The organism is Paenibacillus sp. MSJ-34 (assembly GCF_018918005.1).
Lineage (GTDB): Bacteria > Bacillota > Bacilli > Paenibacillales > Paenibacillaceae > MSJ-34.
Genome location: NZ_JAHLPR010000012.1, coordinates 1 through 26,673 on the forward strand (window position 1 = coordinate 1; position 26,673 = coordinate 26,673).

Sequence of the window (26,673 nt, forward strand, 5' to 3'; positions counted from 1 at the left end):
AACTTCATAGTAAGCGCCTCCTGATAGGTTTTTAGGGCTCTAGACCCGTCACACCCCTATCATACGAGGCGCTCCTGTTTTTTTCAAAGGCCATTTCTTAGCCTACACAGGAATGTTTAGCGCCAAAGCTCCAAAAGAACGGCGAACGGCAGTTGGAAAAGGAGACTGGTTCCGTCTGTAAAGGACCAGTGTGTTGAGAAGGATTTTCCGTCGACGTCATATCGGACTTCGTTACTACGCCAATATGATCTAGGAAGACTTCAAGAAAAGCGATTCATCCGCAAGGACCTTTGATGCTAACCCCGCTTTCTCCACAAAAAAAGAGCCTACGAAAGGCTCTTTGGCAGAAGAAAACTCCCATTTTGCGCTAGTTTATGCGGAGTCCCCCTACGCAGTGTTAATCTGTGCGTAGTTCACCTATTTTATTTAGAACAGTTTCTCGGAAATGGCCTTGGCCGTTACTTCTCTAAACTTCAAAGCTTCGTCTTTCATTTGCAACGAGACGGCGACATTCAAAATGTCGATGACGGCCAGCTGCGATATTTTGGCGGAAAGCGAGCTGCCTTGCAGCGGGTTTTCCCTGGCGATCATTAACAGGACGATATCCGCCACTTTCGTGATCGGCGAACGGGCGTTGCTTGTAATGGCGACGACGGTGGCTCCCGCTTTTTTGGCCAGGGTCAAGTTTTCGATCGTGTCCTTGGTGCTGCCGGAGATCGATATGCCGACAGCCACGTCGTCTTTGGTCATCAGAGCCGCTTCCATCGCTTGAAAGTGCGTGTCCGTCTTGGCGCTGCTTTGCTTGCCTATTCGGGAGAAACTGTGCGCCGCTTGCATTGCCGTCAGCCCGGACGAACCGACGCCGAAAAAACAAATGCATCGGGCCCGATGCAACGCATCGATCGCCTTGCCTAACTGTTCCGAAACGGCCAGTTCTCTCGTCTGCTCCAAAGTGCGGATATGGTTGGCGATAATTTTTTCATTCAACGCGGTAGAATCGTCTTCTTCCGTAACTTCCTGATGCAAATGATCGATCGGTTTCACCAAATCTTGCGCCAAGGATAATTTGAAATCTTGAAATCCTTGAAATTTGAGCTTCCGGCATAAGCGCAGCACCGTCGTTTCGCCGACGTCGGCTTTTTCCGCCAGTTCGGTTACCGAGTGATAAATAATGTCGGAGGCGTTATCCAAAATATATTGCGCCACTTTTTGTTCCGCTTTGGTTAGTCCGTTCAGATGACTTTGTATGTTCAGTAAAGTTTTCCCCATCCCTTGTATGGTCGACAAGCGCAAAATCCCCTTTCCATCTCCCGATCGATAGAATGTAATCTTCTTTTTAAATGATTTAGAAGGTTGATTCCTTCTATTTTATTTTATCGATATCATGCGAAATAGGCAAGGACAAGACTTATGCGAGTTCCGATACATGATGGATCATGCCGTCGTAAGCTGTAATAATCCCGTGCGGTTCGAAAATATTGCTTAAATCGTCATGCATCAAGCCGATGTTATGCGAAAAGTGAGTCGCGATCATTTGACTCCCCGGATGAAATATGCCCTCGCGCCGGAAAATGTCTTGGATCTCCACGACAGCCTCGATGTTCAAATGATTGCGGCGTTCAGGCAGGAGTCCGTTCGTGCAGTCCATAATCGCCAGGTCGATGGTCCGCCCTTGGAGGAAGGACCAGGTTTCGTCGGGAAACCAGCCGGTATCGTGGCCGTACAATATGCGTTTGCCGTTTCGTTCGATATAGAGAAGAAGGCAAGTCTCCATCGGATTGTGATCGGCCGGAAGCGGCGTCACGCGCGCCGTCTTCGCTTCTACCGCCGCAAACGGGACGATGCGCTGAAAGCGAAAGCAGGTTTCGTTACGCTCCAGATGTTCGGTCAAGAGCCGCATCGGCATATCGTGGCCGTAAATGTTGAGCGGGTGAGCGGGTTCGCTGGCGAATACAGGCATGCGCATTCGGATATCGTCTGCATATAAATGATCGTGGTGCGTGTGGGTAATAAAAAGGTCTTCCACCCGGGCCAAATGGTAACGGTCGCGCAGAACATGGTAATACGTATCCGGCGGAAAATCGATTTTTAATACATCGTCAATCGTGACGGAAGTGCGCGTTCGGATGTTTTTTCCGCCCAATTCAATGGCCTTCATACAGTGTTCGCAGCGGCAAAACAAGCCGGGAAAGCCCTCGGCGGCCGCCGTTCCGTGAAAATGAATTTTCATGAATAAAATTCCTCCTGTCTTACCCTTTGACGGCGCCGACCATTCCGTTAATAAATTGTTTTTGCAAAATCAAGAAAATGACAATGATCGGAATGATGGAAATAATGGTTCCGACGGCGATATAAGCGAAATTAAAGGAAAGCGAGCCCTGCAAATACGAAAGCGCGGGAGCAAGCGGGTACTTCTTCGGATCGTCAAGCACGATAATCGGCCATAGGAACGAATTCCAAAAAGCCATAAAATCAAAAATGAGGACGGTGGAAATCGTCGGTTTAATCATCGGAATCATAATGTTCCAAAAAATGCGGAACTCGCCCGCTCCGTCCACTCGCGCCGAGTCCTCCATTTCACGCGGAATGGTAATAAACGCTTGACGCAGCAAAAAAATATTAAAGACGCTAATGGCCGACGGAAGGACAACGCCCGTCATCGTATTGTACAAGCCCAGCTTGTTGATGGTTAGAAAGTTGACGATCATTCCCGCCGCGTTAGGCAAGATCATGGTGCTGATAATCGCATAAAAAATAAAATTGCGTCCGCGGAAACTCATGCGCGCAAGCGGATAGGCGGTAATGAGGCAAAATGCGATGTTCAAACCGACTCCCGCCGCGGTCATCACGACCGTATTCCACATGTAATTCCAGAGCGGCATAATATCGAAAACTTTAATATAGTTCTCGAATGTAATCGGATTAGGTATGAATTGAGGCGGAAACGCGTATAAGTTTTCTCCCGTTTTGAGGGACGTGGACAAGAGCCACAGGAAAGGCCCTAAGCAAATCAACGCCGCAATGATCATTAAAATATAAAGAATGAACGCACCGATTGCTTTTCTCGCGGAGATCGGACGGCGGCGCGGCATCCGGTTCGCTCTAACTGCGGAGGACGGGGACATATTACTCATAGTACGACATGCCTCCCTTTCGATTGAATCTGAACGACAGGATCGTAAAAATCATAATAATCAGCGAAACGATCAAACCGACTGCGGCCGCGTAACCGAAGTTAAAGTCGATAAAGGCGAGTTTATAGGTATACACTCCGGTGACCAATGTCGCGCCGGCCGGGTCTCCTTTCGGCCCGAACATGACGAAGATTTCGTCAAAGACGCGCACGGCGCCCATGACCGACATAATGGTACAAACCAAAATGAACGGCTGCAACAACGGAATGGTAATGCTCCAAACGACGCGCCAGCGACTGGCGCCGTCGATCCGCGCAGCTTCCTGCAATTCGGCAGGAACCGATTGCAGTCCGGCGAGATAGATCATCATATAGTAGCCAAGCCCTTTCCAGACGGTAACGCCCATGGCGGCGAACAAGGCGACGCTCGGCAGCGCCATCCACGAAATGGGTTCATGGATCACGCCCAATGATTGCAAAATATAGTTTAGAACCCCTTTTTCCTCGTAAACCCATTTCCAGGCGATCGCCGCTGCAACCATCGAAGTTACGACCGGAATAAAGTAAGCGACGCGAAAGAAATGAACCCCGCGCAGCTTGTTATTGACGAGCACTGCCATGAGTATGGCTAAAATCTGGATGACGGGCACACAGATAACATAGAGCAGCGAGTTTGTGAGGGCCTTCCAGAAATCCGGGTCGCCAAACATCCGGTTGAAGTTGGCCGCACCAACCCATTTTGTGTCTTCAATGACGGAATAATTGGTGAACGCAAGCGGCAATCCGTAAATGATCGGATAAAAGGTAAAGACAAGCAGCACGACGATCCCCGGGGCAAGCATGGCATAGGAAAAAATTAAGCGTTTTTTTCTTAAATTCGTAATTGTAGCTTTCGCCACAATGCATCACCCCTTGCTTATTTTGGTTGACAAAGGGTGAGTACAGGCTCACCCTTTGCGCGTTATCGAAGATTCGATTCACCTATTCCTCGGCCAACACTTCATCCAACTTGGCCTGCATATCCGTTTCGGCTTTTTGCAGCATTTCCTCCGGCGTTAACTTTCCAAGGAGCATTTCCTTCCAATATTTCCACAGGAATTCGAGGATTTCGCTTTCTTTATTGACGCCAAGCGTAAAGTCGATGGCTTTATCGGTTTGCGTAGCGGTAATTCTTCTCGCCACGTCCTCCGGTTCGTTGCTGTCTCCCTCCGTAAAGAACGGATCTTTGGCCGCTTCCTTGGTAGAAGGCAAAATGTTGACGATCTTGGCGAATTCCAATTGCGACTCGTCGTTGGTTATAAAATGAGCGAACAGAATGGCTTCTTGATGATGCTTGCTCATCGTCGGAACGACGACATTCATTAAGCCGCCGTGAACTTTGCCGTCCGCCGAAACGGTCGGGATGGGAGCGACCACCGTTTTATCGTACACATCCTTGGCATTGGTCTTGATCCGATTCAAAAATTGCGAACCGGTCACAAAGGAGGCGATTTGCCCGCCTTGATATTTGTCGGTCGCGTACCCCGCATCGGCCGTTATGCTCTCTTTGGGCACGATGCCTTGATCGTACAGATCTTTATTCCACTTGGCCCATTCCAGCGCTTCGGGCGTATTGACGACGATTTTGGTTTTATCTTCGTTAATAATCGGCACCCCGCGCAAGAACATATCGATCGGCGGATTATAAATAGGTACGAAGCCGTATTTGCCTGTCTTTTCTTTAATGACAATGGCATGTTCTTTCATCTCCTCCCAGGTGGAGGGCGGCCTGTTCGGATCCAGGCCGGCGGCCTCGTAGATCTCCTTGTTTAACGATAAGACGCCAAGGCCGTAGTACCACGGGAAAGCATAGATGCTTTCGCCGATTTTGGCCGAGTGAAGCAGCGATTCGAAATAGATCGATAATTGCTCTTCGGTGGCTTCCTTTTTCAAATCGACCAGAGCGTTCTTATCGGCTAACTTGAGCGCCATGCCCGTGTTTAAATTGACGACATCCGGCGATTGATTCCCGGCGATCGAGGCAAGCAATTTATTCTCCATCGAGCCGTAGGGGAGATCGGTCCAGTTTACGGTAATGCCGGGGTTGGCGTCTTCGAATTTTTTAATTCTGCCTTTGATGTAATCGTCGAAGGTAGGGCTTAATGAAATCGTCCAAAAATTGATCGCTACCGGGCCGCTCTCGGCCTCCTGCCCATTTTCGTTCGTTTTGGAGCCGCCGCAGGCGGCAAGCATGGAAAGCATCAGCGAAACGGCAAGCAGCAAAGCGGTTATACGCAATGTTTTACTCATTTCATTTCTCCCCTCTTTCACTCTCAATGGTATTAATTAATGTAATGAACGGTTCGAAGGAATCGCTGTAGAGCGACGACGGCTTCCCCACGGGATACGTGCGATTGCGGCGCGATCGTACCGTCATCCCTTCCCTGATAAACGCCGGCCTCAACCATCACGGCAACGGCAGCTTGAGCCCAGGCTGCAATCGCCTGGCTGTCCGCGAATGTTTCCAATGGAATCGGATTGGCCGAAGCCGCTCGAGCGGGCGATGTCCCTGCGAAGTCGAACGCTCTTGCCATCATCGCCGCCATCTGCTCCCTGGTGACAACTTCATCCGGCCGGAAAGAGCCGTCCGCAAAGCCGTTGACGATTCCCGCTTTCGCGGCGGAGTCAACCGCTCCCGCAAACCAGTCCGTCCGCTGCACGTCGCTGTACGCCGACAGTTGCCCAGCGGCGTCCGCACCGCTGGCCGCGGCCGCTCCCGTCCCATCCGTTAGGCCCAGCGCGCGGACGAGAAGGGCGGCCAATTCCGCTCGCGTCACCTTGGCGTTCGGGGCGAAGGAACGGTCGTCAACGCCTTGCACGATCCGTTTGGAAGCCAGCCGCTCGATTTCCGATTGCGCCCAGTGTCCCGCAGTGTCGGGGAACGTTTCGGCGCTTTGGATGACAGCGTAACGGCCGCTCGTATTGCGCATGATCTCGACGATCGTCTTCCCGTCTTTCACTCGCAGGAACGATGGAACGAACGAAAGTTTCCCGCTTGGATCGACGGCAACCGCTGTCGCGGTGTCGGTATCGAGCGGACGATGTACAATGATCGTATGCCCGATCAGCGGATCGCGCAGATCGTCGATTGCGGCGATCTCCGCACCGTCGCTCTCAATAACGAGCGCAAATTCATAGATTTCGCTCGCAAATCCGCCTCCGTTCACCGCGGGCCGTTGTTTGCTCTTATGGATGACAACATAAAGCGCCGCGTCCTTCTCTTGCTCTTGTTCGCCCCATTGTTTGACTTTGCCGTCGATCCCCTTCAAGCCCAGCGGGAATTCAAATACGGCATCCGTCGTCCTTAGCGAAATCAACGCCTCTTTGTTCCGGTTCGCTCCCGCGAGGAAAGATGCCAGCGGAATGCCGAGTCTGATCGTGTCGGCCTCATCGTCCAACTCCGTTACGATCCGCTTCCCGTTCCCGCCGTCGAGCTTATCCAGCCCTTCGCGCAGCGCATCGGCATGCAGCAGATAGGATGTCTCCGTCTTGCCGTTCGCATCGGTCCTGGATACGGTGAGCGCGCTGTCTTTCATCAGCACGCCGTCCGTATGGGAAACGGTATATTCCGCTTTAGAGCCGGCTGCGGGAGCCGACGGCGAAGTTGTCGGCGTTCCGTAAGATACCGACCCTCCGGATCCTGAACCCGTGCCCGGCTTCGGCTCGGACGGCGTTCCGGGATCGACCGGTTCCAATGACTGCCCTGTTTTGGCAGCGTATACATCTAACATATACTCGATAAAGTCCAAATCGTGCTCGATGCGTTTCTTCACTTCGGCATGGACCGCATGGTTATCGGCGATCAGGCTGCGGATCTTGGTCACGCCGGATTTCGCGCCGATCGCGTTCTCCAGTTTCATTTCATTCGTTTGCTTCAACCCGGCCGCAAGGGTGCTCGCAATATCGGCGACAGATTTGGCGGCTTCCGGACTCATGCCTTGGTAAGGAACATAGATTTCATCCGTTTTACGCGCCAATTCCTTAAACATAAGCGATACAGGTTCGGTCTTGCGATGATCCGGCGAGATCGCCGGTTCGCGATGCGACCCCAATTTGACGATATCGCCGTAGCCTCCGTAGAAAAGCGATTCAAACTCGAAAATTCCCGTTCCGGCCGAACCGTGTCGATTCACTTGGTCCAACTGATCCATCAAGGCCGTATGCGTCAAGTTGATAAAGGTTCCTACCGCCGAAGTGCTGAAGCTTTTATTTTTAGCCAAGTCCAGCGTTTTTTCCAAATCGTCGACAACAACGCTCCAATCCGGCATATACGACATATGGAACGTGTTATCGAGCAAATTGTTGTCAAGCCAATTCTCTACTTCTTGATAATGCGTGTACGGCGCTTCGTGATAATTAGGCCATACGGCCGCAGTAATTGTAATATCCGGTTTCAACGCTTTCGCTTCATGCACCGTGCGTTCGATAAAGGAATTGATCGCATCGATTCGAAAGCGGACCCACGCATCCCATTTCTCGTCGCCCGGGAAAACCTCGGCGGGATCGACGCCATGCTCTTGTTTAAACGCTTGCCGCGTATAATCCTCATAGCCGTAATCCTTGGAATAGTCGGCCGGCGAACCGGGATAACGTCCGTAATCATGATGAAGCCCGTCAATATCGTATTTGCTTAGCAATTCTTGATAGACTTCCGAAATAAATTGTCTGGCCCCGGGATCGACCGGATTCAGAGAAAGCCCCGTTTGATCCGGTGACGGTTGAATGACCGCTTCTCCCCCCGGTTTGATTTCCCGCGTGTACATCAGCCATTCCGGATGCTTCTCCAATACGGGCGCGCCCGGTAATATAAAGAAGTTATGCACCCACGCATGGATTTCAATGCCGCGTTTATGCCCTTCCGTTATGTAGGCATCCAAGACGTCGAACCCTTTGTTGATCGGATTCATCGCCGTAAGCGGATGTTCGGTGGCAAAGGAAGCGTATCCGTTCCACCATGTTTCCAAATAGATCGCGTTAATGTTCACGGCTTGAATCCGGTCCAAATGATCGATTACCTGTTGGAGATTGGTCTCCTTCGGACGGAGCCATAGCGCACGATGATCGACCTTGCGCGATTCGAACGTTAAGTAATAGGCTTCGGTCGTCAACCGGTTCAGTTCGTCCAATCGCGCCCGCTCACCCTCCAACCCTTCTTCCGCAGCCGCTTCTTTAATTTGCCGCAGCAGGGTTTGCGCTTCGGAGATGGCGCGCTCGATTCGTTCGTAAGGCACGTCCAAAAACTGCAATTTTGCCGCAGCCGCTTTTTGGCTCACGGTTTCTATATCGATTTCGGCCCGTTCCAGGTAAGACTCCGGCGTTAAGATGACGATCGCTTGTTTTTTCTCCGGGCGAATCGTCACCTTCGACCCGATGGCCGCATGCTGAACAAGCCAGGTGTTGTATTTGCCGTGTCCGGACAACACCATGCCGCCGGGCGGAATAACGCTGTCATTGCCTCCGTTTTTAACGACATAGCCTTTGTCGTTCACGACAACTTCATTGCCGTAACCGTTCGTCCCCGTCGTCTCCCGGCCGTATCCTTCATCGTAAATAATCAACTGGTCGGCGCCGCGGAATCCGCCGTACGGTTTGTCGTTCTCCTCGTCCCAACCTGCCGGATTATCTTCCTTTACCTTCGGATTGTAGGCGTCATACGTTGCTTTGCTCGCTTGATAGGTGAATTGCTCTCTCACTAATTCCACTTTGTCGCCGGCTTCCAATTTTCCGTTTAATTGATTGTAAATCGGGTGCCCTTGATGGATCGACACGACATATCCGTTGGCGGGAATAGGCGTATCGTTGGGTTGGCCGTTGAAATTCGTTACCTGAGTCACAATACCGTCTGCATAAGCGAACTCCATACCCCAGGCGTTGCGTTTCGTCGATGCGCCAAACGTAGGATCGAACAGCACAACGTCGCCGGAGCCCCGTTCGGAGTTGAACTTGGTAATCCCGAGATAAACTTTGCCCGCCGCCGCGCTGTCAATCGCGACGTAATTGGAAGGCAGCGTTAGAATCTCGACATTGACGGTTGCGATGGAATCCCCTACGTTGAGATCGCCCACCGTTTCCGCCGCGCCGCCCGCCAAAGAAAGCACATACCCTGTTGTCGGAATGCGGGTTCCTTTATCGCCTTGCGTATTCTTGAACACAACAACGTCGTTGACAACGATATATTCGACCGTGTCGGCCGTAAAGGAAGGCGTCGCTTTCCCGTATTCAAGCGAGTAAATGGCGATTCCGTTATCGAGCGACTCAGCCGGATTCACCCCGTCAATGGCATGCTCGGTCCCGTTTTCCAACAGAATCTTCGACCCTGTAATCGGCTCGGGCAACGCGACTCCGCTCATGACGATCTCGTCGTTTACGCGTAAATTCGCGTTCATAAATGCCGCTGCCGCCCCGTGGCCGAGCAGAATAAAGCCGTTTACGGGAATATCGAGCGCCTCTGCCGGACTGCCGTCGACTTTGGATACGATTGTGCGGATAAGGTAATTGCCGCTGCCGTCTTCGACGTCGACAACCGCCGCCACCCACCAAGGCAGTATTGTAACTTGTTTCTCATGATAGTCGCGCGTAAATAGGAAAAGCTTGTCGGCTTCCAAAATGTCAGCGTTTACATCATTGATCGAAATAGATTGTCCGTTGGATGCCGTAACCGTCGGAATGTCCGCATCTGCGGGATCTCCGGAAAGCTTGCTCTCGTCAACGGCCGTCTCCCCATCCTCATATACCGCTTCCGTAACCGACTCGTTGTCCGGCGCGTCCCCTCCCGCAACCGGCCCCTCTCCGGCGTTTCGATCCGCAACAATCCCGTTTGTTCCTACCGGCGGCTCGCTTCCGCTGGCCTTCGCTGTCGGGAAGGAGATCGCCTGAACGATCATCATCGCAAAACAAATTATGATGGCTGCAAATTTTTTCATGTTAGAACGTTACCCCCGTCTTTATTTTGCATCACGCAATTGTCCGGACAACCGTCCGATCTTAAGGCCCGTAAAGCTATTGTCAAGCATTGGCATCACCTCCTTTTAGTAGAATATTATTATTGTGAATGAATATTCCTTTTATTGAAGACTTGAGGGAGGATTTAATCTCCATATCGGATTCCAAATCAGCGTATTGGAAAATATATCCTTCCATTGATAACGCTTTCTTTACTTTATCACGCTTAGATGATTTTTTCCACTATTTTTATTAATTTCGGAAAATTACTCCTCTAATTGTCCGCGGTACGGAATGTAGATAGAAAAACCTCCCGATATCTCACTCTCGGGAGGTCTTCAGCTTGGGAATCGGAAATGACTGCTCAAAGGTCTTCGGCTATCGAACGGATTCCCATTCTCCCCACCAATGATACTCTTCCAAATAAACCACATCGAACAGCATGACGCCATGAGATTTTTCTTTGCACATGCGAACGGCTTTTTTGAACTGTTCCGCATCGCCGGCATAATCCCTCAGGTAAAGACTCGCAACGACCGGTATTTGTCCGTTAACCGCTTGCAAACTGATGTCGATCGCCCCTTCGACGCTGTACCAAGAGGCGGGACGGCCGTTTCGTTCCGCTTCTTCGATCCGCACTTCCGGATAGTAGCAGCCTGTCATGAGGAAATCGAGTTCATCGGCATAGGCGGAGCGATGATAGTCCTCCGAAACCCATGGCAAGTCGGAACGATACGTTTCGCTGGCCCAGTTGACGCCTTCGTTATAGTACAGAGGATACCACGAACCGACGTAAATGCTGAACAATAATTCGGGCTTCAGCGATTTCACGAGCTGCTTGGCTTCTTTCACGAAATTTTTAATGTTTAAGGCACGCCATTCCGTCCATTTCCCGAACCAACGTCCGAATTCGATCTGTTTCTTTCCGTCCGCACTTTCCTGTACGGTAAAAATATGCTGCGGCCACTGTTCTACTTGCTGGCCGATATACTGTTCGAACCGCTGTCTGCTCAACTCGCTGAAATCGCCGTATATGTTCGGATAGCGGCAACGGTCGAGCACGATTCCGTCCAGCTCGTAGTTCTTGGCAATTTCTTCGATAATCGATAATTCGTGGCGTTTTACTTCCGGGTGGATCGGATTGACGAAAATCGTCGCATCCGAAGCATTTTCCGCCGCCACCGGGGCGGACGACATATCGGGATTGTAAAACATAACCTGCCACTCTTTTCGGTCATAGGCGATCCCGTCACGCGATTCGGCCGTCCCTTCGGCAAAAACGTCAACGTTCGCCAACACCTTCAGCCCGGCCGGTTTCAGCGCATCGATCATTTCCCGCAGAAAGTCGCGTCCCTTCCACATATCGTAGCGTCCGTCGGACCAACGGCTGACATGATAGCCGAATTGGCTTGGAAAGGTCGTGTGACCGTAGGGTATTTTCGCGTCGACGACGATATGGGTTATGCCCGCTCGCTTGGCGTTGTCCGCCAGTTTTCGCTGTTGTTCCGGGTCGGCCAGGCGCAGGCCATTTGCCAGGAAGTCGACCCATAAAATGTTCGCGCCTTGCTCAATCTTTGGATTCATCGCTCGGTCCCTCTCTTTTGGTTCATGATTTTAGGTTACGATATAACTATATCATTTTACGGGAGGTTTTAGCCATCATAATATTTATTTTTGGAGGAAATATTTTTTTAGATAGGACACTGCCTTAAATCTAAAGAAGAGCCTCGGTTTCGGCACAAAGACCTGATTCGCGTCGCCGCTTTCTTCGTATGTTAGATGGTGTCTAACCATTGGATGCAGTTCAGCTTAGCGGCGGTGATTGGTGTTTCGGGTTTACAAGTCACAAATCGCGACTTTGTGTATGAAATTTCAAACGAAATCGGCGGACTCAACTCGTGTGCCGCTCGTTTTGGGTGATGGCGTTACATCGACAAATGCTATCCGGACCGTACGGTCGTTATTATGCGTCCAAATCGCTTATTCGCTGTTTAGGCGGACATTGGTTCCGTTATCCGTTCGTCGGAGGGCTTGTTTTTGCACTTTTGCCGAGAATAAAGGATCGTCTGTCCGCGAACGGTCCGAAATCGGGCCGTTTGTCACAATTAACGTATCCTATGTCCGCGAATTTGAGGAGCAGGGCGGTAGAATAAATGTGAAGGAATAGCACGGCAATCCACGCAGCTATTCTACTATTGCTGAGAAAAGTTAATGCAACGCCATTGGCGTTACAAGGGAAGCAATGAAAGGCGGGAGTCCGAATGGTTGCACGAGAGGTGTCCGGGGCATGGTTGGTCTCGCCGAATAGTCGCGATAAGGAACGAAATTACCTTCTTTGGAATCAGAAAGTCCTTGTGAAGTTGGAATTTCCGGGGTTTTTCATAACCGTTCCTTATTCGCTCCGGATGCACCGGTTTTACGAATCTTAAACACGCTAATGAAGAGAAAAAGGCGGTAGAACGAACGATTTTCAATGAATAGCGATGCGTACTTTCGTTATAATGGGAACGTCTTCATTTTGAGCTTAATAAGGATTGTTAGTTTCGTTAGCGCCAAACTAAGAAGCCTAGGTCCGCGCGGATCACCTTCGAAATAGGGAGGTATCCCCTTTGATATGCTCAATAAAGCCGGTTACATCAACGTTGGTGAATTAAGATATTGACTCTTTTTGCAGGAATCGGTATCCGTCACGGCGAGTTGCCGGCCAATCACGCATGACAACCTCCATGACTCGAATCTGCAGCCTTTTTCGAGGCAACGCCAGTGTAATATGGGGAAAATAAAGGAAAAACCAATTCTCCTCAGAAGCCAATAATCGGATTTCACCCCTTCATAATGGAAATTCCCCCTTCCAATCGGTTTCTCATAATTTCATGATGAATGCAAGCAGGTATATTCCATGTTATAGAAAAAGATCATTTATAAATGAATTTATGGTTGATTATTACGTTATTAAAAGAGAAGACGATTTACAGGGGGTTGCCATGAAAAAGATCGTTGCGATCGCTCTTGCGATTATATTGACACTTGCTGCCTGCACAGCGAAGGACGAACCTTTCGACCCTAATCGGCCCTTGAAGTTAACTGTGTTGTATGGCGGGAATCCGCGCAGTTTCGACTACGAATACGGATCCTATTTGGCGTCCAAATTTCCTAATCTGGAATTTGAACTGATTAGCGAAGGAGATCTGTACAAAATCGAACTGCAGGAACAATACGAGAAGGAATACATCCGGTTGGTCCAAGCGAAGCAGCCGGACCTTATTATCGCGGGGGATACGCCATTACTAATGAAATATAACCTGATCGACAGGCTCGATCCGTACATCCGGCAAGACGGATTCGATTTGAACGGCATGTATCCCGGCATGATTGACCTGCTGAAAGCAAGAGGAGACGGGTCGTTGTGCGGATTAACGCCCCAATTTCGTAATCATGCCTTATTTTACAACATCGATTTATTCGAGAAATATGGGATTGAGCCGCCACGAAACGGGATGACGTGGGACGAGGTGTTAACATTGGCGCAGCGTTTTCCTGCGAACGATGGCGGGGAGCCCGTCTACGGATTTGCGCGAGGAAATTATTATTCCAAAGATAAAATATGGATCATGCTCGAGTTGATCAGCGAAACGGAAAGGCTGCAAATGGTAAGCGCCGATGTGAAGCAGCTTCTAATGGATACCGCTTCCTGGACGAATCTATACGATAAAGTCATGCGCGCGGTTCAATCCGGAGCGGTAAAACCGGACGGCTCTTCCGGTTTGAAGTGGGAGACTCACGATTTTATCATGGGCCGCGCCGCGATGTCGTTTCATAGCTATGGTATGCTGGTAGACTTTCACCTTGTACAACAAGACTTGAAAGATTGGAAACCGTTCCGTTGGGGGGTTGTCACGGCGCCGATCGATCCCCTGCATCCCGACGAAACGACGCATGCCCGGCCTGCGGAGATGTTCAGCATTTATGCTCATTCGCCGCATAAGCGGGCCGCCTGGGAAGTTATCAAATATATACACGGAGAAGAGTATGCCAAACTGCGCACGCGAATCGTAAATACGGACGCGTTAATGATGCGGACTGCCTTTAACATCGATAAAGACGGCCACGACCTATCGCCTTTTTACGCTTTGAAGCCCGTGTCCGTCAAAGGATGGATGCGAGACGATCTCGATTTTCAACTCTATACCGAGCTCCGGGATTTGGTCACGAAAGAATCGGATAAAGCGCTAAACGGAGAGCAGTCGGTTGAAGAAGCGTTGAGCCGGATTCAAACGGAAGGACAACATCTGGTGGACGAAATGAATCTTAAGCGCAGAGAGGTGGAAGAGGAATACCGAAAGAAACAGGAACAAGCAGAAAAAGAGCAACAGGAACAAAGAAAATAAAAACGCCCCTGGACCGAAGATAAGCCGGGGCGTTATTAGATACAGCCATTATTCGATTTGTATAACTTCAATGCCCAACCCGCTTAACTGCGCGACGAAATCGGCCGGGGCTTCGGCATCGGTGACGACTTTGCGGATCGCCTCCCATGACGCTACGCGCGTGAACGCCTGCACGCCGATTTTGCTCGAATCGGCCAGCAGGAACACCTCGTCGGCCTGCTCGATCATCTTGCTTTTCACGCGCGCCTGATCTTCGTTCGATTCGCTGACGCCCTTCTCCGGATGCAGCCCTTTGCAAGACAAGAAGGCCTTGTTCACATAGTACCGCTCCAGCGACCGTTCGGCGAGCGGGCCTACGAAAGACAGCGACAGCGGCGACAGCACGCCGCCGGTGCAGATGACTTCCATCTTCTCCTTCACGCTCAGTTCCTTGGCTACGTTGATCGAGTTTGTCAGCACGGTCAACGTAATGTCCGGCATCATCGAAGCCATATGCCATGCGGTCGTACTCGCATCCAATATAATGCGTTCGCCCGGCTCGATAAACTCCAAGGCCAATCTCGCTATGTTGCGCTTCTCTTCTACGGATAACATTTCCCGTTCGAAGTAGGGCGTTTCGGGCGGCGTTTGGACGCCGACCGCCCCGCCATGGCTGCGGCGCAATCGCCCGCTTGCCTCCAGCCGGTCCAAATCTCTGCGGATCGTTTCCTCCGTCACCCCGCATAGGCGGCTTAACTCGGCTACTCTGGCGCTTCCTCGCTCAAGGACGACCCGAACGATTTTCTCGTGTCTTTCTGCTGCAAGCATCGTTTACACCTCATAATTCATTGCGGAACAGCGGGCGGGCACGGCACTAGTTCGCTTGCCTCCCAGCCTCCGCAACCTGCAAAAACTTGCGATAAGCGCGCTCCCAATCATCGTTCCGCTCAGGTTCATACGCGACGGGCGGAAAGGAGGCGCGAATCATCGCGCGCGCTTCTTCCAAAGTGCCGATCTCCCCCAATGCGATCCACTGCACCGCCATATTGCCGAGCGCGCTCGCCTCGGCGGGACCGGCCCAGACCGGCTTGCCGATCGCATTCGCCGTCAATTGCGCCAGCAGCTCGTTGCGAATGCCACCGCCGACCATATGCAAGCCGGGGAATTCGCGGCCGCTTAACCGCTGCGTACGTTCAAGCACGAAGCGGCATTGGAATGCCAGGCTTTCCAGCACGGTACGCATCATTTCGCCTGCCGTTTGCGGCACCGCCTGGCCGGTCGAACGGCAATAATGCTGAATTTGGGCAGGCATATGCCGCGGACTCAAGAACATCGCGTCGTCCGGATCGATCCATGCCTGGAAAGGCGGCGCTTCTTCCGCCAAACGGACGAGCTCGCCATGCTCGTAATGCTTGCCTTCCACCGCCCATATTCGCCTGCATTCCTGGATCAGCCAAGTGCCCGCCATATTTTTCAGCAAACGAAACGTGCCGCCGACTCCGCCTTCGTTCGTGAAATTCCAGGCGTATGCTTGTTCATGAACGACAGGCGCTTCAAGCTCCGTTCCGAGCAACGACCACGTGCCGCATATTAAATACGCGAAATCTTGCCGATCGGCCGGCACCCCGGCCACGGCGGAAGCCGTATCGTGTTCCGCTACGGCGATCACCGGTATTCTGCCGACGCCCAGTTCCTCGCTGACAGCCGCTGTCAATCTCCCGACCTTCGTGCCCGGTTCTACGATCGGAACGAATAACCCGGCCGGAATGCCGAACCGCCCCATCATGTCCTTATCCCACGACTTTGCGCCCGGATCGAGCATTTGCGTCGTCGAGGCGTTCGTAAACTCCGAAACCTTCTCCCCCGTTAAGAAATAGCGCAGCAAATCCGGAATCATCAGCAGCGCAGCCGCGTGCTCCAGTGCGACAGAATCGGCCCGTTTCATCGCATACAGTTGAAATAGCGTATTGAACTGCATCAATTGAATGCCCGTTCGCGCGAAGATCTCGCCCGCAGGCATGATGCGGTACGCTTCCTCCATGACATGGTCCGTATGGGGATCGCGGTAGTGGTACGGATTGCCGAGCAGTTCGCCGTTCCGGTCCAACAGCCCGAAATCGACGGCCCAAGAATCGATGCCGATGCTTTGCGGACGATGTCCTGCATGCTTCGCTTTCAATATGCCTTGCTTGATCTCATGAAACAAGCGCAGCACGTCCCAGTGCAGGCGGCCTCCCACCCGCACCGGTTCATTGGCGAAGCGATGCACTTCCGTGACGCGAATGTTCCCGCTCTCGATCTCGCCGAGCAGCGCCCTTCCGCTTCCCGCGCCCAAATCAAAGGCAAGGACGCTCACGAGCCCGCACCGCCTTGGCCGCGCGCACGAATGCGATCGGCATAGCCGCTTTGCAAGTAAGCTTGCATCGGATCGGCCGGTACGCCCATCTCTTCGCGAACGACTTGCAAGAGCGGCGTGACGTCCATTTCGAAAGCTTGGCGAACCGCATGCTCGGCTCCGAGCACATCTTGCGCTTCCTGCGCTCTCCTTACCTCGTCCAAATCGATCAGAAGCGCCTTGGCGTAATTCGTTTGCACATTCATGACCGACCGGATCATAGCCGGTATTTTCGGCTCGATGTTATGGCTTTGGTCGATCATATAAGCGATCCCCGCCGCATTGTACCGCACCCCGGCATCGGCGTCCGCCGCCGCATCCAATATTTGATAGAAAATCAGGAACAACTCATACGGATTGATGGAACCGACAATCAGATCGTCGTCGCCGTACTTCCGGCTGTTGAAGTGGAAACCGCCAAGCTTCCGCTCGTCCAGCAAATAAGCGACGATATGCTCGATATTCGTTCCTTGCGGATGATGGCCCGTATCGACGAGCACCTCCGCTTGCGGACCCAACCGGTTCGCCAAGTTGAACGAAATGCCCCAGTCGGCCAAATCGGTATGGTAAAATGCCGGTTCGTAAAATTTATATTCGATCAGCATGCGCATGTCCGGGTCGAGCGCGTCGTACATCTCTTGCAAGCATTCGTACATCCAGCGCTTCCGTTTGCGGATGTCCGCTTGCCCCGGGTAATTGGTGCCGTCCGCAATCCACAAGCTCAAGTCTTTGGAACCGACCGTTCTTGCAATCTCGACGCATTCCAGCAAATGATCGGTCGCCTTGCGCCTGATCCTCGGATCGGAATGGCAGACGCTGCCGAGCATATATTCTTCGTCTTGGAACAAATTCGGGTTGACCGCGCCGATGCCGATCCCTAAATCGGCGGCATGCCGCTCCAATTGCCCGTAATCGTCCACTTTGTCCCACGGAATATGAACCGCAACCTTCGGACAAACGCCGGTAAATCGGTGAACCTGCGCCGCGTCTTCGAACTTCTCGTACGTGTCGCGCGGCACCCCGGCCGGTTGAAACACTTTAAATCTGGTTCCTTGATGCGCGTAACCCCAGGACGGCGTTTCCACGCTCAACGCCTTCAGCTTTGCCTTCACAACTTCAAGATCGATTCCCCGGGCTTTCTGCCGTTCCTCAAACAAAAGATAATCGCGGTCAGCCATTTCCCATCATCCTCCCAACCCTCATTATGGAAAGCCGTAATCTTGCAACTAATCTATCTTGTAAATGCGGCCGGAACGCCGCCGTCTACCGTCAGCATGCATCCCGTCGTCTTCGCCGATTTGGAGGAAGCGAAGAAGGCTACCGCTTCGGCGATATCCTGCGGGTATACGTTAACGAGCAGGGTCGTACGCTTGCGGTAATATTCCTCCAGTTGATCCGGCTCGATCCCGTAGGCGGCCGCCCGTTCGTTGCGCCAGTTCGAGTTCCAGATGGCCGAGCCTTGCAGAATCGCATCCGGCAGCACCGTATTGACGCGAATGCCGATCGGTCCTCCTTCGGCCGCGATGCAGCGCGCCAGATGAGCCTCAAGCGCTTTGGCGGCGCTGTATGCGCTCGCGTTCTTGCCGGCGTAGATCGAGTTCTTGGACCCGATGAACACCATATTGCCGCCGATGGCTTGCGCCTTCATTTGCTTGAACGCTTCGCGCGCCACCAGGAAATATCCCGTACCGAGCACGTTCATGTTCAAATTCCATTCCTTCAGCGACGTTTCCTCGAACGGGCTGGAAGTCGCCAGTCCGGCGTTATTCACGAGAATGTCGACGCCGCCGTAGGCCAAAGCCGTTTCGTTCAATGCCGCGACGACCATTTCTTCATTCGTAACGTCCATCTTCACGGCGATGGCCCGGTTGTCGCCATACTGCGCGTTAATATCAGCCGCTACGTTCTCGGCTCCCTCCAAATTCAAGTCCGCGAGCACAACATGCGCGCCTTCCTTGACGAGTTGTCTTGCCGTGGCGCTGCCGATGCCGCCCGCTCCGCCGGTAATGAAGGCGACTTGACGGGAAAACTCCGCTTCCGCCGGCGCAAGCGTCAATTTATACAGCTCCAGCGGCCAGTATTCTACATTATACGATTCGTTCTCGCTTAGCGACACGAACTTACCGAGCGCCGTCGCGCCGCGCATCACGGCAATCGCCCGATGGTACAGCGCGCCGCTCACCTGCGACATCGCCCAGCTTTTGCCGGTGTTCACCATGCCGATCCCCGGAATGAGGATGACGCGCGGCGCCGCTTCGAACATGACATCCCCTTCGTGCTTGTTGCGTTCGAAATATTGCCGGTACTCTTCTTTAAACGATGCGATTCCCGATTTGATTTTCTCGGTCAGGGCGGCAGCATCTTCAACTTGCGGATTCCAGTCGATGTAAAGCGGCACCATTTTCGTATGAACGAGATGATCCGGGCAAGCCGCGCCGACTTGGGACAACTCGCGCGCATCCCGGCTATTGACGAAGGCCAGAACGTCGTCCGCATCGTCGTAGGTTAGAATCATCTTCTTGCCGTCGCTCACCGCGCCGCGAATGACCGGCATCACCCGCGCAAGCGCCGCCCGGCGCTCTTCCGCCGGAAGCGATGCGTATTTCGCGCCGCCGAACATCGCCCTTTCGTTCACGCGCGCTTCAATATAAGCCTCCGCTTCATTAATAATGGCGATCGTCTTCAGATAGCAAGCCTCCGCCGTGTCGCCCCAAGCGACCAATCCATGTTTCTCCATCAGCACAAGCTCGGCCTTCGGATTGTTCCGCACGCCTTCGGCGATCATTTTCGATAAAGCAAAGCCAGGGCGAACGTACGGCACCCATACGAAACGGTCGCCGTATATTTCCTTGGCAATTTCCTTCCCGTTATCGGCGCAGCATAAGCTGATGATTGCGTCCGGATGCGTATGATCCACATGCTTGAACGGCAGGAAAGCGTGCAGCAGCGTCTCGATCGAGGCGCGCGGATGCTTGCTGTCGATCATGCAATTCGCGAGGTAAGCGACCATATCCTCGTCGGACATTTCCTCGCGTTCGATCAACGGACGAATGTCTTCCATTCGCAGCCCGGTAAAATTTCTCGCTTTCATCGTAGCCAGGTCCGAGCCGCTTCCCTTCACCCACATCACTTCCACGTCGCGGCCGCGGAAATCTTTCTCGATCGTCTTCATCGACGTATTGCCGCCTCCCCAGTTGCATACGCGGCGGTCCGTTCCGATGAGATTCGAGCGGTATACGAGCTCTTCCAAGCCTTGCGGCAGCCCTTGCGCTTTTTCCTTCTCCCATAAACTGTGTACCATCGTTTCATCCTCCAATAATGTGGTTATTTATCCGTTTGTTTCGCATTATACCATCTTTGTTTATTTTTGAATATATTTATTTGTTTTTGTTTCGGTAAACTACTAATCGATTATAACGGCAAACACTTTGCCCGGTCCATGCACGCCGATCGTCAAATCGTTCTCGATGTCCGCGCTCCGGCTCGGCCCGGTAATCAAATTGATCGAGGACGGCAAATCTTCCATTCCCGGATGCCCGGCTCTAATGCCCGCGAACATTTCACCCATGCGCGTCACCAACTGATCGGCGCGAAATACGGCGAGCATGCAATCCGGCAGCAAGCTAACCGATCTGCCCCTCCCTCCGCGGGCCAGCACCGCCAGCGTGCCCGTATTGGCAATCGCATAATCGGCCCATACGATGCCGACGTCGCATCGCTCCGCATCCTGAATGAGCGTCTCGCCGGCCTTCCAGGAAATCACTCGAACCTGCTGCGCGGCCAAGCAGCCGTCGATTTGCAGCGCATCCAGCTTCTCATCGTCGAAACGGATCGCCCGTTGCCACCCGAATTCCTCCTTCAAGTCGCGCAGAATCGAAACGATCCCCGCCTGCGCCTGCTCCCTTGGAACAATCCATACTCTGCCGCCGAGCGCGGTCCATTGGTCGACGAACAACCCGACCTGCTCCGGCCTGCTCCGTTCGATCTGCCGATAATGATCGGGCACGCCGATCTCCGTCCGTTCCGGCGCCCGATCCGCCGGTTTCGCCCGGCCAAGCCGGGACGCAATGTTGCGCAGAAACGCCTCTTGCCCCGTAATCGTACCTTGTCTCGTCATTTCGCCTCGCCTCCTTCGGAACTTCCCCTGCCGTCTTCCGTCTTCGGCTTCTGCGGCGTTTGCGGCGTTTGCCGCAATTCCCACTGCAGGTCCGCCCACCGCTCGCGGAACGAGCGCTTCGGCTTCATCGGCAAATAGCGCGACTGCGTCCAGCCGGCAAGCGGCCCCGGCCCTTTCCGAATCTGCCCGTTATGGACAAAGGGCTGCTGCAGCCAATAGGCGGAACGCGTCGCCACCCGGTATGCCTTGGAGCTGCCGAACATCCGGCGGAATCCCTTGAATGCGAGCCGTTCGCCCAGCGGCGTCAGCTTCCGCTTCACCCGTTCGTGCCGCAGATGCACGAGCATGTCGTGCAGCGGAATTTTCACCGGACAAGCTTCATAGCATGCCCCGCATAGGCTGGAGGCATAAGCAAGCTGTCCCGCTTCCTCCATATCCTGCTGAATCAACGGCGTCAACACCGCGCCGATCGGCCCGCTGTACACCGAACCGTACGCATGCCCGCCGACATGGCGGTATACCGGGCACACGTTAAGGCAGGCGGCGCAGCGGATGCAATGCAGCACTTCCTGGTACAACGGTTCCCCCAACTGCGCGGAACGCCCGTTATCCAGCACGATGACATGCAGCTCCTCCGGACCGTCCAGGTCTTCTTCCCGGCGCGGACCGGTAATAAACGAATTGTACACCGTCAGCTTCTGCCCGTTGGCGCTGCGGGCGAGCAAATTCAGCATCGCTTCCACGTCTTCGAACGTCGGAACGAGCCGTTCCATGCCCATCACGACGATATGCACCTTCGGCAGCGTCGTCACCATGCGCCCGTTGCCTTCGTTCTCGACGAGCGTTACCGTCCCCGATTCGGCGATGCCGAAATTGCAGCCGGTCATCCCGATATCCGCCTTCAGAAATATATCCCTCAGCTTCCGTTTCGCATAAGCGGCCAATTGCTTCGTTTCCGGCTCCAACCGTTCTCCCGCGTGCTCGGAGAACAAGTCGGCAATTTGCCGCTTGTTTTTGTGAATGGCCGGAATAATCAAGTGGGAGGGCGTTTCCTTGGCCAACTGCAATATATATTCGCCGAGATCGGTTTCAACCGCTTCGATCCCGATCTCCTCCAGACGATGGTTCAGATGGATTTCTTCCGAGACCATCGATTTCCCCTTGGCGATCAGCTTCGCTTCATGCCGGCCGGCGATATCCAGCACGGTGCGGACCGCTTCGTTTCCCGTTTGGCAAAAGTGAACATGTCCGCCCGCCTTCGCCACATTCGCGGCGAATTGGCCCAAATAATAGTCGAGATGCTCGATCGTGTGCTTCCGGATCGCCTTTCCCCGTTCCCGCCAAACTTCCCATTGGCCAAGCTCCTCTTTCGCACTCATCCGGCCGTTCCGCAATTTATCGGTCGTATAGGCGACCGCCTTGCGCAGAAACTCGTCCGACAACGCCCGCTCGGTTCGCTCCTTCAGACCGGTCCCGATCGGATCCGCGTTATTGTTTGCCATGGCGATCCATCCCTTCCTCCAGCAATTGGGCCAAATGCATGACCCGGATTGGCTTCCCTTCTTTGTTCAGCCGTCCTTCTATATTCATTAGGCAGCCCATATCCGTCCCGACCAGCACTTCCGCGCCCGTTTCGCATATATTGGCCGCTTTCTCGCATACCATCGCTTCCGACATATCGGCCATCTTGACCGCGAACGTACCTCCGAACCCGCAGCAATCTTCCTTGCGGGGGAGATCCGCCAGTTCCAGCCCCCGCACGCGCCCGAGCAGCTCGATCGGTTCCTCCTTCACGCCGAGCAGCCGCGAAGCGTGGCAAGACGGATGATAGGTGACTTTATGGCCGAACTCCGCCCCTACGTCCTTCACGCCAAGCACATGAACCAGAAATTGCGTAAATTCATACGTCTTCGCTACAAGCCGCCGCGCCTTCTCCGCCCACTCCGGCTCTTGCCGAAACAGGTCCGGATAGTAATGGGCAATCATCCCCGTGCATGAGCCCGATGGGGAAACGACATAATCGCTATGTTCGAACGCGCGAATCAAATTGCGCGCCACTTCCCGCGCCTCGTCCTGATAGCCGCTGTTAAACGCCGGCTGGCCGCAGCAGGTTTGCGTTTCGGGAAAATCGACCTCGCATCCGAACCGGTGCAGCACGCGGACGACGCTCTCCCCGACATGAGGGTACATCTGATCCGCCAAACATGTAATAAATAAGGAAACCCGCATTGCACACCCTCTTCTCCCAAATAAAATGAAACAATCTGAAAATGTTTGAAAATATTACTTTGTTTTTGTTTATGTTTATTTTATACTAACATATGTTTGTTTTCTTTTGAATACATTTTTTAAGCGTTTTCCTGTATAGTAAATATATAGAGGTTTCATGTGAAATAAAGTCCAATTCACGGTCAGGGGTGTACGGATGCAATGAAGTTGGCTTCACGGAGTAAAACACGTCTTTTTCCGATTCGTTTATTGATCTTAATCATTCTTACCTTGCCGACCTTCTCCCTTGGCGCGCAGGCCCGCGCAGCGGAAGCCCCCAGCTTTGCGTTGGACGGGGTAAAGGCCGCTATTCTCTTCGACGCCGGGACGGGCGAAACGCTGTACGAGTATCAAGCCGACGAACCGCGCCCGCCGGCCAGCATGGCCAAAATGATGACGTATTACGTCGTGCTGGACGCGATCAAGCAAGGATGGATCGGTTGGGACGACATGGTGACCGCCAGCAAATATGCCGCGGATGTGATCGGCTCGCAAGCGCATATTCGGGAAGGGGAGAGTTATTCGGTGCGGGATTTGGCCAAAGCGCTTATGCTGGCGTCGGCCAACGACGCCGCCGTCATGCTCGCGGAACATGTCGGAGGCTCGGAGGAAAATTTCGCCTATATGATGAACGCGAAAGCGAAGGAGCTCGGATTGTCCGAGTCGGCTTATTTCATTAATGCCACCGGCTTGCAGCGCTACGACCTTGGCGCCAACGCTCCGTTAACGCTCGCAGGCGAAACGATGCTGACCGCACGCGATACGGCGCTGCTCGCGCTTCACCTCATTCAGGATTATCCGGAAGTGCTGGAAACGACGAGAATGACCAACTGGAAGCTGCGCGATACGGACGAGAAGCCTTTGACGAATTCGAACTGGATGCTTGAAGATTATCTGTCCGGCTCCGCCATCGGCGGCGCGGCGGGCGGGGAGGCGGCGAATCTGTCTCATCTTGAATTTGCCTATCGCGGGATGGACGGCTTGAAGACCGGCTACATCCAGGCGGCAGGGCATTGTTTTACGGGGACGGCCGTGCGCGACGGCATTCGCCTGGTCAGCGTCGTGATGGGCACCGATTCCATGCGGCTCAGATTTGAAAAGACGAAGGAACTGCTCGACTACGGGTTCAGCCAATTCGGCGTCGTCAAGCTGGCGGAGGCGGGGGCGGGGGTAACGGAAATGCGCGATTTCCCCGTTCGTTTAGGCAAGAAAGGCGAAGTTCGCATTGCAGCCGCATCGGATGCCGCCTTTATCGGCAATCTTTATGCCTCTGAACCTTCCTATCATCTGGAAGTTCAAGCAACGGCAGACGCGCCCTTAATGGCTCCGGTAGCGAAAGGGGACCGAATCGGGGTTGCGACGTTCTCATACCGCGGCCAGACGCAAACGATCGACCTCGTCGCCGCCGAAGACGTGCCTGCGCTCACCTGGCTCGAGCGTTCGCTGCGCGGCGTGCTGGGACGGCTGCTCTCATGGACGCATTCGCTCGGGTTTGTTTGAAAAGCGAATGCAATGCCAGGCCCCCCTGTCCGCGATGCAAACGGTTCATGCGTAAAGCTGCGTCTTCATGCGACTTGGCGGATCCAGAATCCGTTAAATTGGCTAAATGAGCGTTTTTTCAGTGATTGATGGACACACGTTCCGTTATTCGCCCCAGAACAGGCCCAAAAAAGACGATTTGTCACAGATAACTGCTTCTCTGTCCTCCAACTTGCCGAAAAGGGCGCGTTTTTGCCAAATAAGGGTTTCTCTGTCCGCATTGCGACATTAGCGTTGCAATCATCTTCTTCCGGGATGTGTGCCACGAAAATATAACGGATTTCCAAGGTCTTATTTTTCAAAATCAAGTCGATTTTTTGAAGGTAACGGATTTTCGAACCGTTAACAAGGCGCGATTGGCCTGAGAGTCCTCATTTTTGTAAAGTTTCGACAAAATAGAGCCCTCAAAATCCGCTAACTTCGCCAAAACAGCGTTATTGGGTAAAATAAGACCTCCAAAGTCCGTTCACTTTCGCTTATCCCTATCGGCAATTATCGGCTTGAAACGCAGTAATCCTTCTGTCCTCCGGCTTGCCGAAAAGGGCGCATTTTTGCCAAATAAGGGTTCCTCTGTCCGCATTCCGACATTAGCGTTGCAAGGTTTTGTTCACGAGACGGATGCTCAGCGGATCGCCAAAAAGTCCCGCAACGACGCCTCTGCGCCTTGCGGGACTCTTCTTTTATCGATCGCCGTCTGCCGCCGATTTCTGCTCGATAATATGGCCCGTTTTGCTTATTTTTTCGTAAAACAGCCTTTTATCTTTCCCGAAAAAGTGCAGCGCCGCATGAATCGCCGCGATGAAGAACAGAACAAACGACAATCCTGCAAACATCAAGGATACGATCGGGTTCCCCCGGTTGTAATCGAACCCGACGGCCAGCAAGTAGAAGATTCCGCCAACCCCGTAATACAAGATCCCGTATCGCACAGCCAGCTCGCCGATGCCGACGCGCGCGCTCCGGCCGACCAGACGGATGCGCAGCAGCCATTTGCCAAACGTCATCCCTTTCGTGACATACGGAAGGACGATAAAATACAACAAGACGGCCAGCACGATTCCGCCCGGATGATCGTAGAAATTCCACAACAAGTACGATCTAACGCCGGGAGAACGGCGATAGGCCGGATCCAACAGCCGCATCACGGCCGCAATGAGAAACCAATCGACCCCAAAGGCGATAAATCGGCGGATCAAACCGACTTTCATTGCGGATAAATCCACGTGCGCATCCAGCTTGTCCGAGCGGGGCATAAAAAAGGTAAACATCGGCGCGACCCAATATCCGACGGCGCCTCCGGCCGTATTCAACATGAGATCGTCGACGTCGAATATTCGGTAGGGGCACGGATATATTCCGTAAATTCCCGTCCGCTGCGTTACTTCGAAGAAGAGCGACACGCCAAACGTAATGAGGACGGTCGAGATCCATTGCCGGCGGAAATAATAGCGCAAATAGACGCCCAAAGGCAGCAGCAAAATAAAATTATACGCCGCTTGCAGAAAGGCCCGTTCCCTCAAAACGGATAAGTACGTGTCAGGCCTGGCCCATGAAACGTTCGTTTCCCGCAGAAAATCGCGGACGAACTCGAACGGAACCAGTTGCGCAAACGAAGCGTCCGGGCCGTAAGCCCGGCACGTATCGGACGTTTGCGGCAGCGGAAGCACGACAAGAAAAAACGCGGTCATTCCGTACAATAAAAGCGAATATAAAATAAATGATCTGATATAGTTCACATAACCGTATTTCCGGTATTGAAAAATCAAAAACGGGATTAACAACATCATTGCAACGATGGGAAAGAAAAGAAATGCCGTTCTTATCGGAATCAAATACGTTTCCAAGATGTCACCGCCTGATGGATTGAACGCCT

General features: G+C 53.0%; 17 protein-coding genes. 2 read left to right on the forward strand and 15 right to left on the reverse strand.

The features are described 5' to 3' along the window. Positions 1-426 precede the first annotated feature (426 nt). The 7 genes from KQI79_RS08035 to KQI79_RS08065 all read right to left on the reverse strand — a co-directional run bounded on the left by KQI79_RS08035 (position 427) and on the right by KQI79_RS08065 (position 11,698). Complete coding sequence (locus tag KQI79_RS08035) at positions 427-1,287, reverse strand: MurR/RpiR family transcriptional regulator (protein ID WP_253298016.1); 861 nt, start codon at positions 1,285-1,287, stop codon at positions 427-429. Between the two features lie 121 nt (positions 1,288-1,408). Next, positions 1,409-2,230, reverse strand: a complete 822-nt coding sequence (locus KQI79_RS08040; RefSeq protein WP_216537718.1) for an MBL fold metallo-hydrolase — start codon at positions 2,228-2,230, stop codon at positions 1,409-1,411. 19 nt (positions 2,231-2,249) lie between these two features. Beyond that, positions 2,250-3,134: a carbohydrate ABC transporter permease gene (locus tag KQI79_RS08045; RefSeq protein ID WP_230190942.1), complete on the reverse strand. Its 885-nt coding sequence runs from the start codon at positions 3,132-3,134 to the stop codon at positions 2,250-2,252. Further along, positions 3,127-4,032: a carbohydrate ABC transporter permease gene (locus KQI79_RS08050; protein ID WP_230190943.1), complete on the reverse strand. Its 906-nt coding sequence runs from the start codon at positions 4,030-4,032 to the stop codon at positions 3,127-3,129. The genes KQI79_RS08045 and KQI79_RS08050 overlap by 8 nt, the downstream gene beginning before the upstream one ends. Before the next feature lie 82 nt (positions 4,033-4,114). Further along, positions 4,115-5,422 (reverse strand): ABC transporter substrate-binding protein, encoded by a 1,308-nt coding sequence (locus tag KQI79_RS08055; RefSeq protein ID WP_216537719.1) that lies wholly within the window; start codon positions 5,420-5,422, stop codon positions 4,115-4,117. Between the two features lie 32 nt (positions 5,423-5,454). Continuing rightward, positions 5,455-10,095, reverse strand: coding sequence for an S-layer homology domain-containing protein (locus KQI79_RS08060; RefSeq protein WP_216537720.1), 4,641 nt, complete (start codon positions 10,093-10,095; stop codon positions 5,455-5,457). Positions 10,096-10,492: 397 nt separating this feature from the next. Then, complete coding sequence (locus KQI79_RS08065) at positions 10,493-11,698, reverse strand: alpha amylase family protein (RefSeq protein ID WP_216537721.1); 1,206 nt, start codon at positions 11,696-11,698, stop codon at positions 10,493-10,495. A 1,400-nt stretch (positions 11,699-13,098) separates the two neighbouring features. On the opposite strand from KQI79_RS08065, the gene KQI79_RS08070 reads away from it, so the two are divergent. After that, positions 13,099-14,502 (forward strand): ABC transporter substrate-binding protein, encoded by a 1,404-nt coding sequence (locus tag KQI79_RS08070; protein ID WP_216537722.1) that lies wholly within the window; start codon positions 13,099-13,101, stop codon positions 14,500-14,502. Positions 14,503-14,550: 48 nt separating this feature from the next. Here the strand turns inward: KQI79_RS08070 and KQI79_RS08075 are convergent, their stop codons facing one another. The 7 genes from KQI79_RS08075 to KQI79_RS08105 form a co-directional block, all read right to left on the reverse strand. After that, complete coding sequence (locus KQI79_RS08075; protein ID WP_216537723.1) at positions 14,551-15,309, reverse strand: DeoR/GlpR family DNA-binding transcription regulator; 759 nt, start codon at positions 15,307-15,309, stop codon at positions 14,551-14,553. A gap of 46 nt (positions 15,310-15,355) precedes the next feature. Beyond that, the gene (locus KQI79_RS08080) at positions 15,356-16,837 is read right to left on the reverse strand and encodes a rhamnulokinase (protein ID WP_216537724.1); all 1,482 of its coding nucleotides are present in this window, start codon (positions 16,835-16,837) and stop codon (positions 15,356-15,358) included. After that, positions 16,834-18,054: an L-rhamnose isomerase gene (gene rhaI, locus KQI79_RS08085; RefSeq protein ID WP_216537725.1), complete on the reverse strand. Its 1,221-nt coding sequence runs from the start codon at positions 18,052-18,054 to the stop codon at positions 16,834-16,836. Before rhaI ends, KQI79_RS08080 begins: the two co-directional genes overlap by 4 nt. Positions 18,055-18,107: 53 nt before the next feature. After that, positions 18,108-20,177, reverse strand: a complete 2,070-nt coding sequence (locus KQI79_RS08090) for a bifunctional aldolase/short-chain dehydrogenase (RefSeq protein ID WP_216537726.1) — start codon at positions 20,175-20,177, stop codon at positions 18,108-18,110. 102 nt (positions 20,178-20,279) lie between these two features. Next, positions 20,280-20,993 carry a LutC/YkgG family protein gene (locus KQI79_RS08095; protein WP_216537727.1) on the reverse strand — a complete coding sequence of 238 codons (714 nt, stop codon included), beginning with the start codon at positions 20,991-20,993 and terminating at the stop codon, positions 20,280-20,282. Then, a complete protein-coding gene (locus tag KQI79_RS08100; protein WP_216537728.1) occupies positions 20,990-22,495 on the reverse strand; it encodes a LutB/LldF family L-lactate oxidation iron-sulfur protein in 1,506 nt (501 codons plus the stop codon). Before KQI79_RS08100 ends, KQI79_RS08095 begins: the two co-directional genes overlap by 4 nt. Then, positions 22,482-23,222: a (Fe-S)-binding protein gene (locus KQI79_RS08105; RefSeq protein WP_216537729.1), complete on the reverse strand. Its 741-nt coding sequence runs from the start codon at positions 23,220-23,222 to the stop codon at positions 22,482-22,484. The genes KQI79_RS08100 and KQI79_RS08105 overlap by 14 nt, the downstream gene beginning before the upstream one ends. A 201-nt stretch (positions 23,223-23,423) precedes the next feature. On the opposite strand from KQI79_RS08105, the gene KQI79_RS08110 reads away from it, so the two are divergent. Continuing rightward, positions 23,424-24,761: a D-alanyl-D-alanine carboxypeptidase family protein gene (locus tag KQI79_RS08110; RefSeq protein WP_216537730.1), complete on the forward strand. Its 1,338-nt coding sequence runs from the start codon at positions 23,424-23,426 to the stop codon at positions 24,759-24,761. A 719-nt stretch (positions 24,762-25,480) separates the two neighbouring features. Here the strand turns inward: KQI79_RS08110 and KQI79_RS08115 are convergent. Beyond that, the gene (locus tag KQI79_RS08115) at positions 25,481-26,644 is read right to left on the reverse strand and encodes a VanZ family protein (protein WP_216537731.1); all 1,164 of its coding nucleotides are present in this window, start codon (positions 26,642-26,644) and stop codon (positions 25,481-25,483) included. Between the last annotated feature and the right edge of the window lie 29 nt (positions 26,645-26,673).

Coding starts and splice junctions, on each gene's coding strand:
- KQI79_RS08040 (WP_216537718.1), bottom strand. CDS start 2,230: ATGAAAATTCATTTTCACGGAACGGCGGCCGCCGAGGGCTTTCCCGGC.
- KQI79_RS08045 (WP_230190942.1), bottom strand. CDS start 3,134: ATGAGTAATATGTCCCCGTCCTCCGCAGTTAGAGCGAACCGGATGCCG.
- KQI79_RS08055 (WP_216537719.1), bottom strand. CDS start 5,422: ATGAGTAAAACATTGCGTATAACCGCTTTGCTGCTTGCCGTTTCGCTG.
- KQI79_RS08060 (WP_216537720.1), bottom strand. CDS start 10,095: ATGAAAAAATTTGCAGCCATCATAATTTGTTTTGCGATGATGATCGTT.
- KQI79_RS08065 (WP_216537721.1), bottom strand. CDS start 11,698: ATGAATCCAAAGATTGAGCAAGGCGCGAACATTTTATGGGTCGACTTC.
- KQI79_RS08070 (WP_216537722.1), top strand. CDS start 13,099: ATGAAAAAGATCGTTGCGATCGCTCTTGCGATTATATTGACACTTGCT.
- KQI79_RS08075 (WP_216537723.1), bottom strand. CDS start 15,309: ATGCTTGCAGCAGAAAGACACGAGAAAATCGTTCGGGTCGTCCTTGAG.
- rhaI (WP_216537725.1), bottom strand. CDS start 18,054: ATGGCTGACCGCGATTATCTTTTGTTTGAGGAACGGCAGAAAGCCCGG.
- KQI79_RS08090 (WP_216537726.1), bottom strand. CDS start 20,177: ATGGTACACAGTTTATGGGAGAAGGAAAAAGCGCAAGGGCTGCCGCAA.
- KQI79_RS08095 (WP_216537727.1), bottom strand. CDS start 20,993: ATGACGAGACAAGGTACGATTACGGGGCAAGAGGCGTTTCTGCGCAAC.
- KQI79_RS08100 (WP_216537728.1), bottom strand. CDS start 22,495: ATGGCAAACAATAACGCGGATCCGATCGGGACCGGTCTGAAGGAGCGA.
- KQI79_RS08105 (WP_216537729.1), bottom strand. CDS start 23,222: ATGCGGGTTTCCTTATTTATTACATGTTTGGCGGATCAGATGTACCCT.
- KQI79_RS08110 (WP_216537730.1), top strand. CDS start 23,424: ATGAAGTTGGCTTCACGGAGTAAAACACGTCTTTTTCCGATTCGTTTA.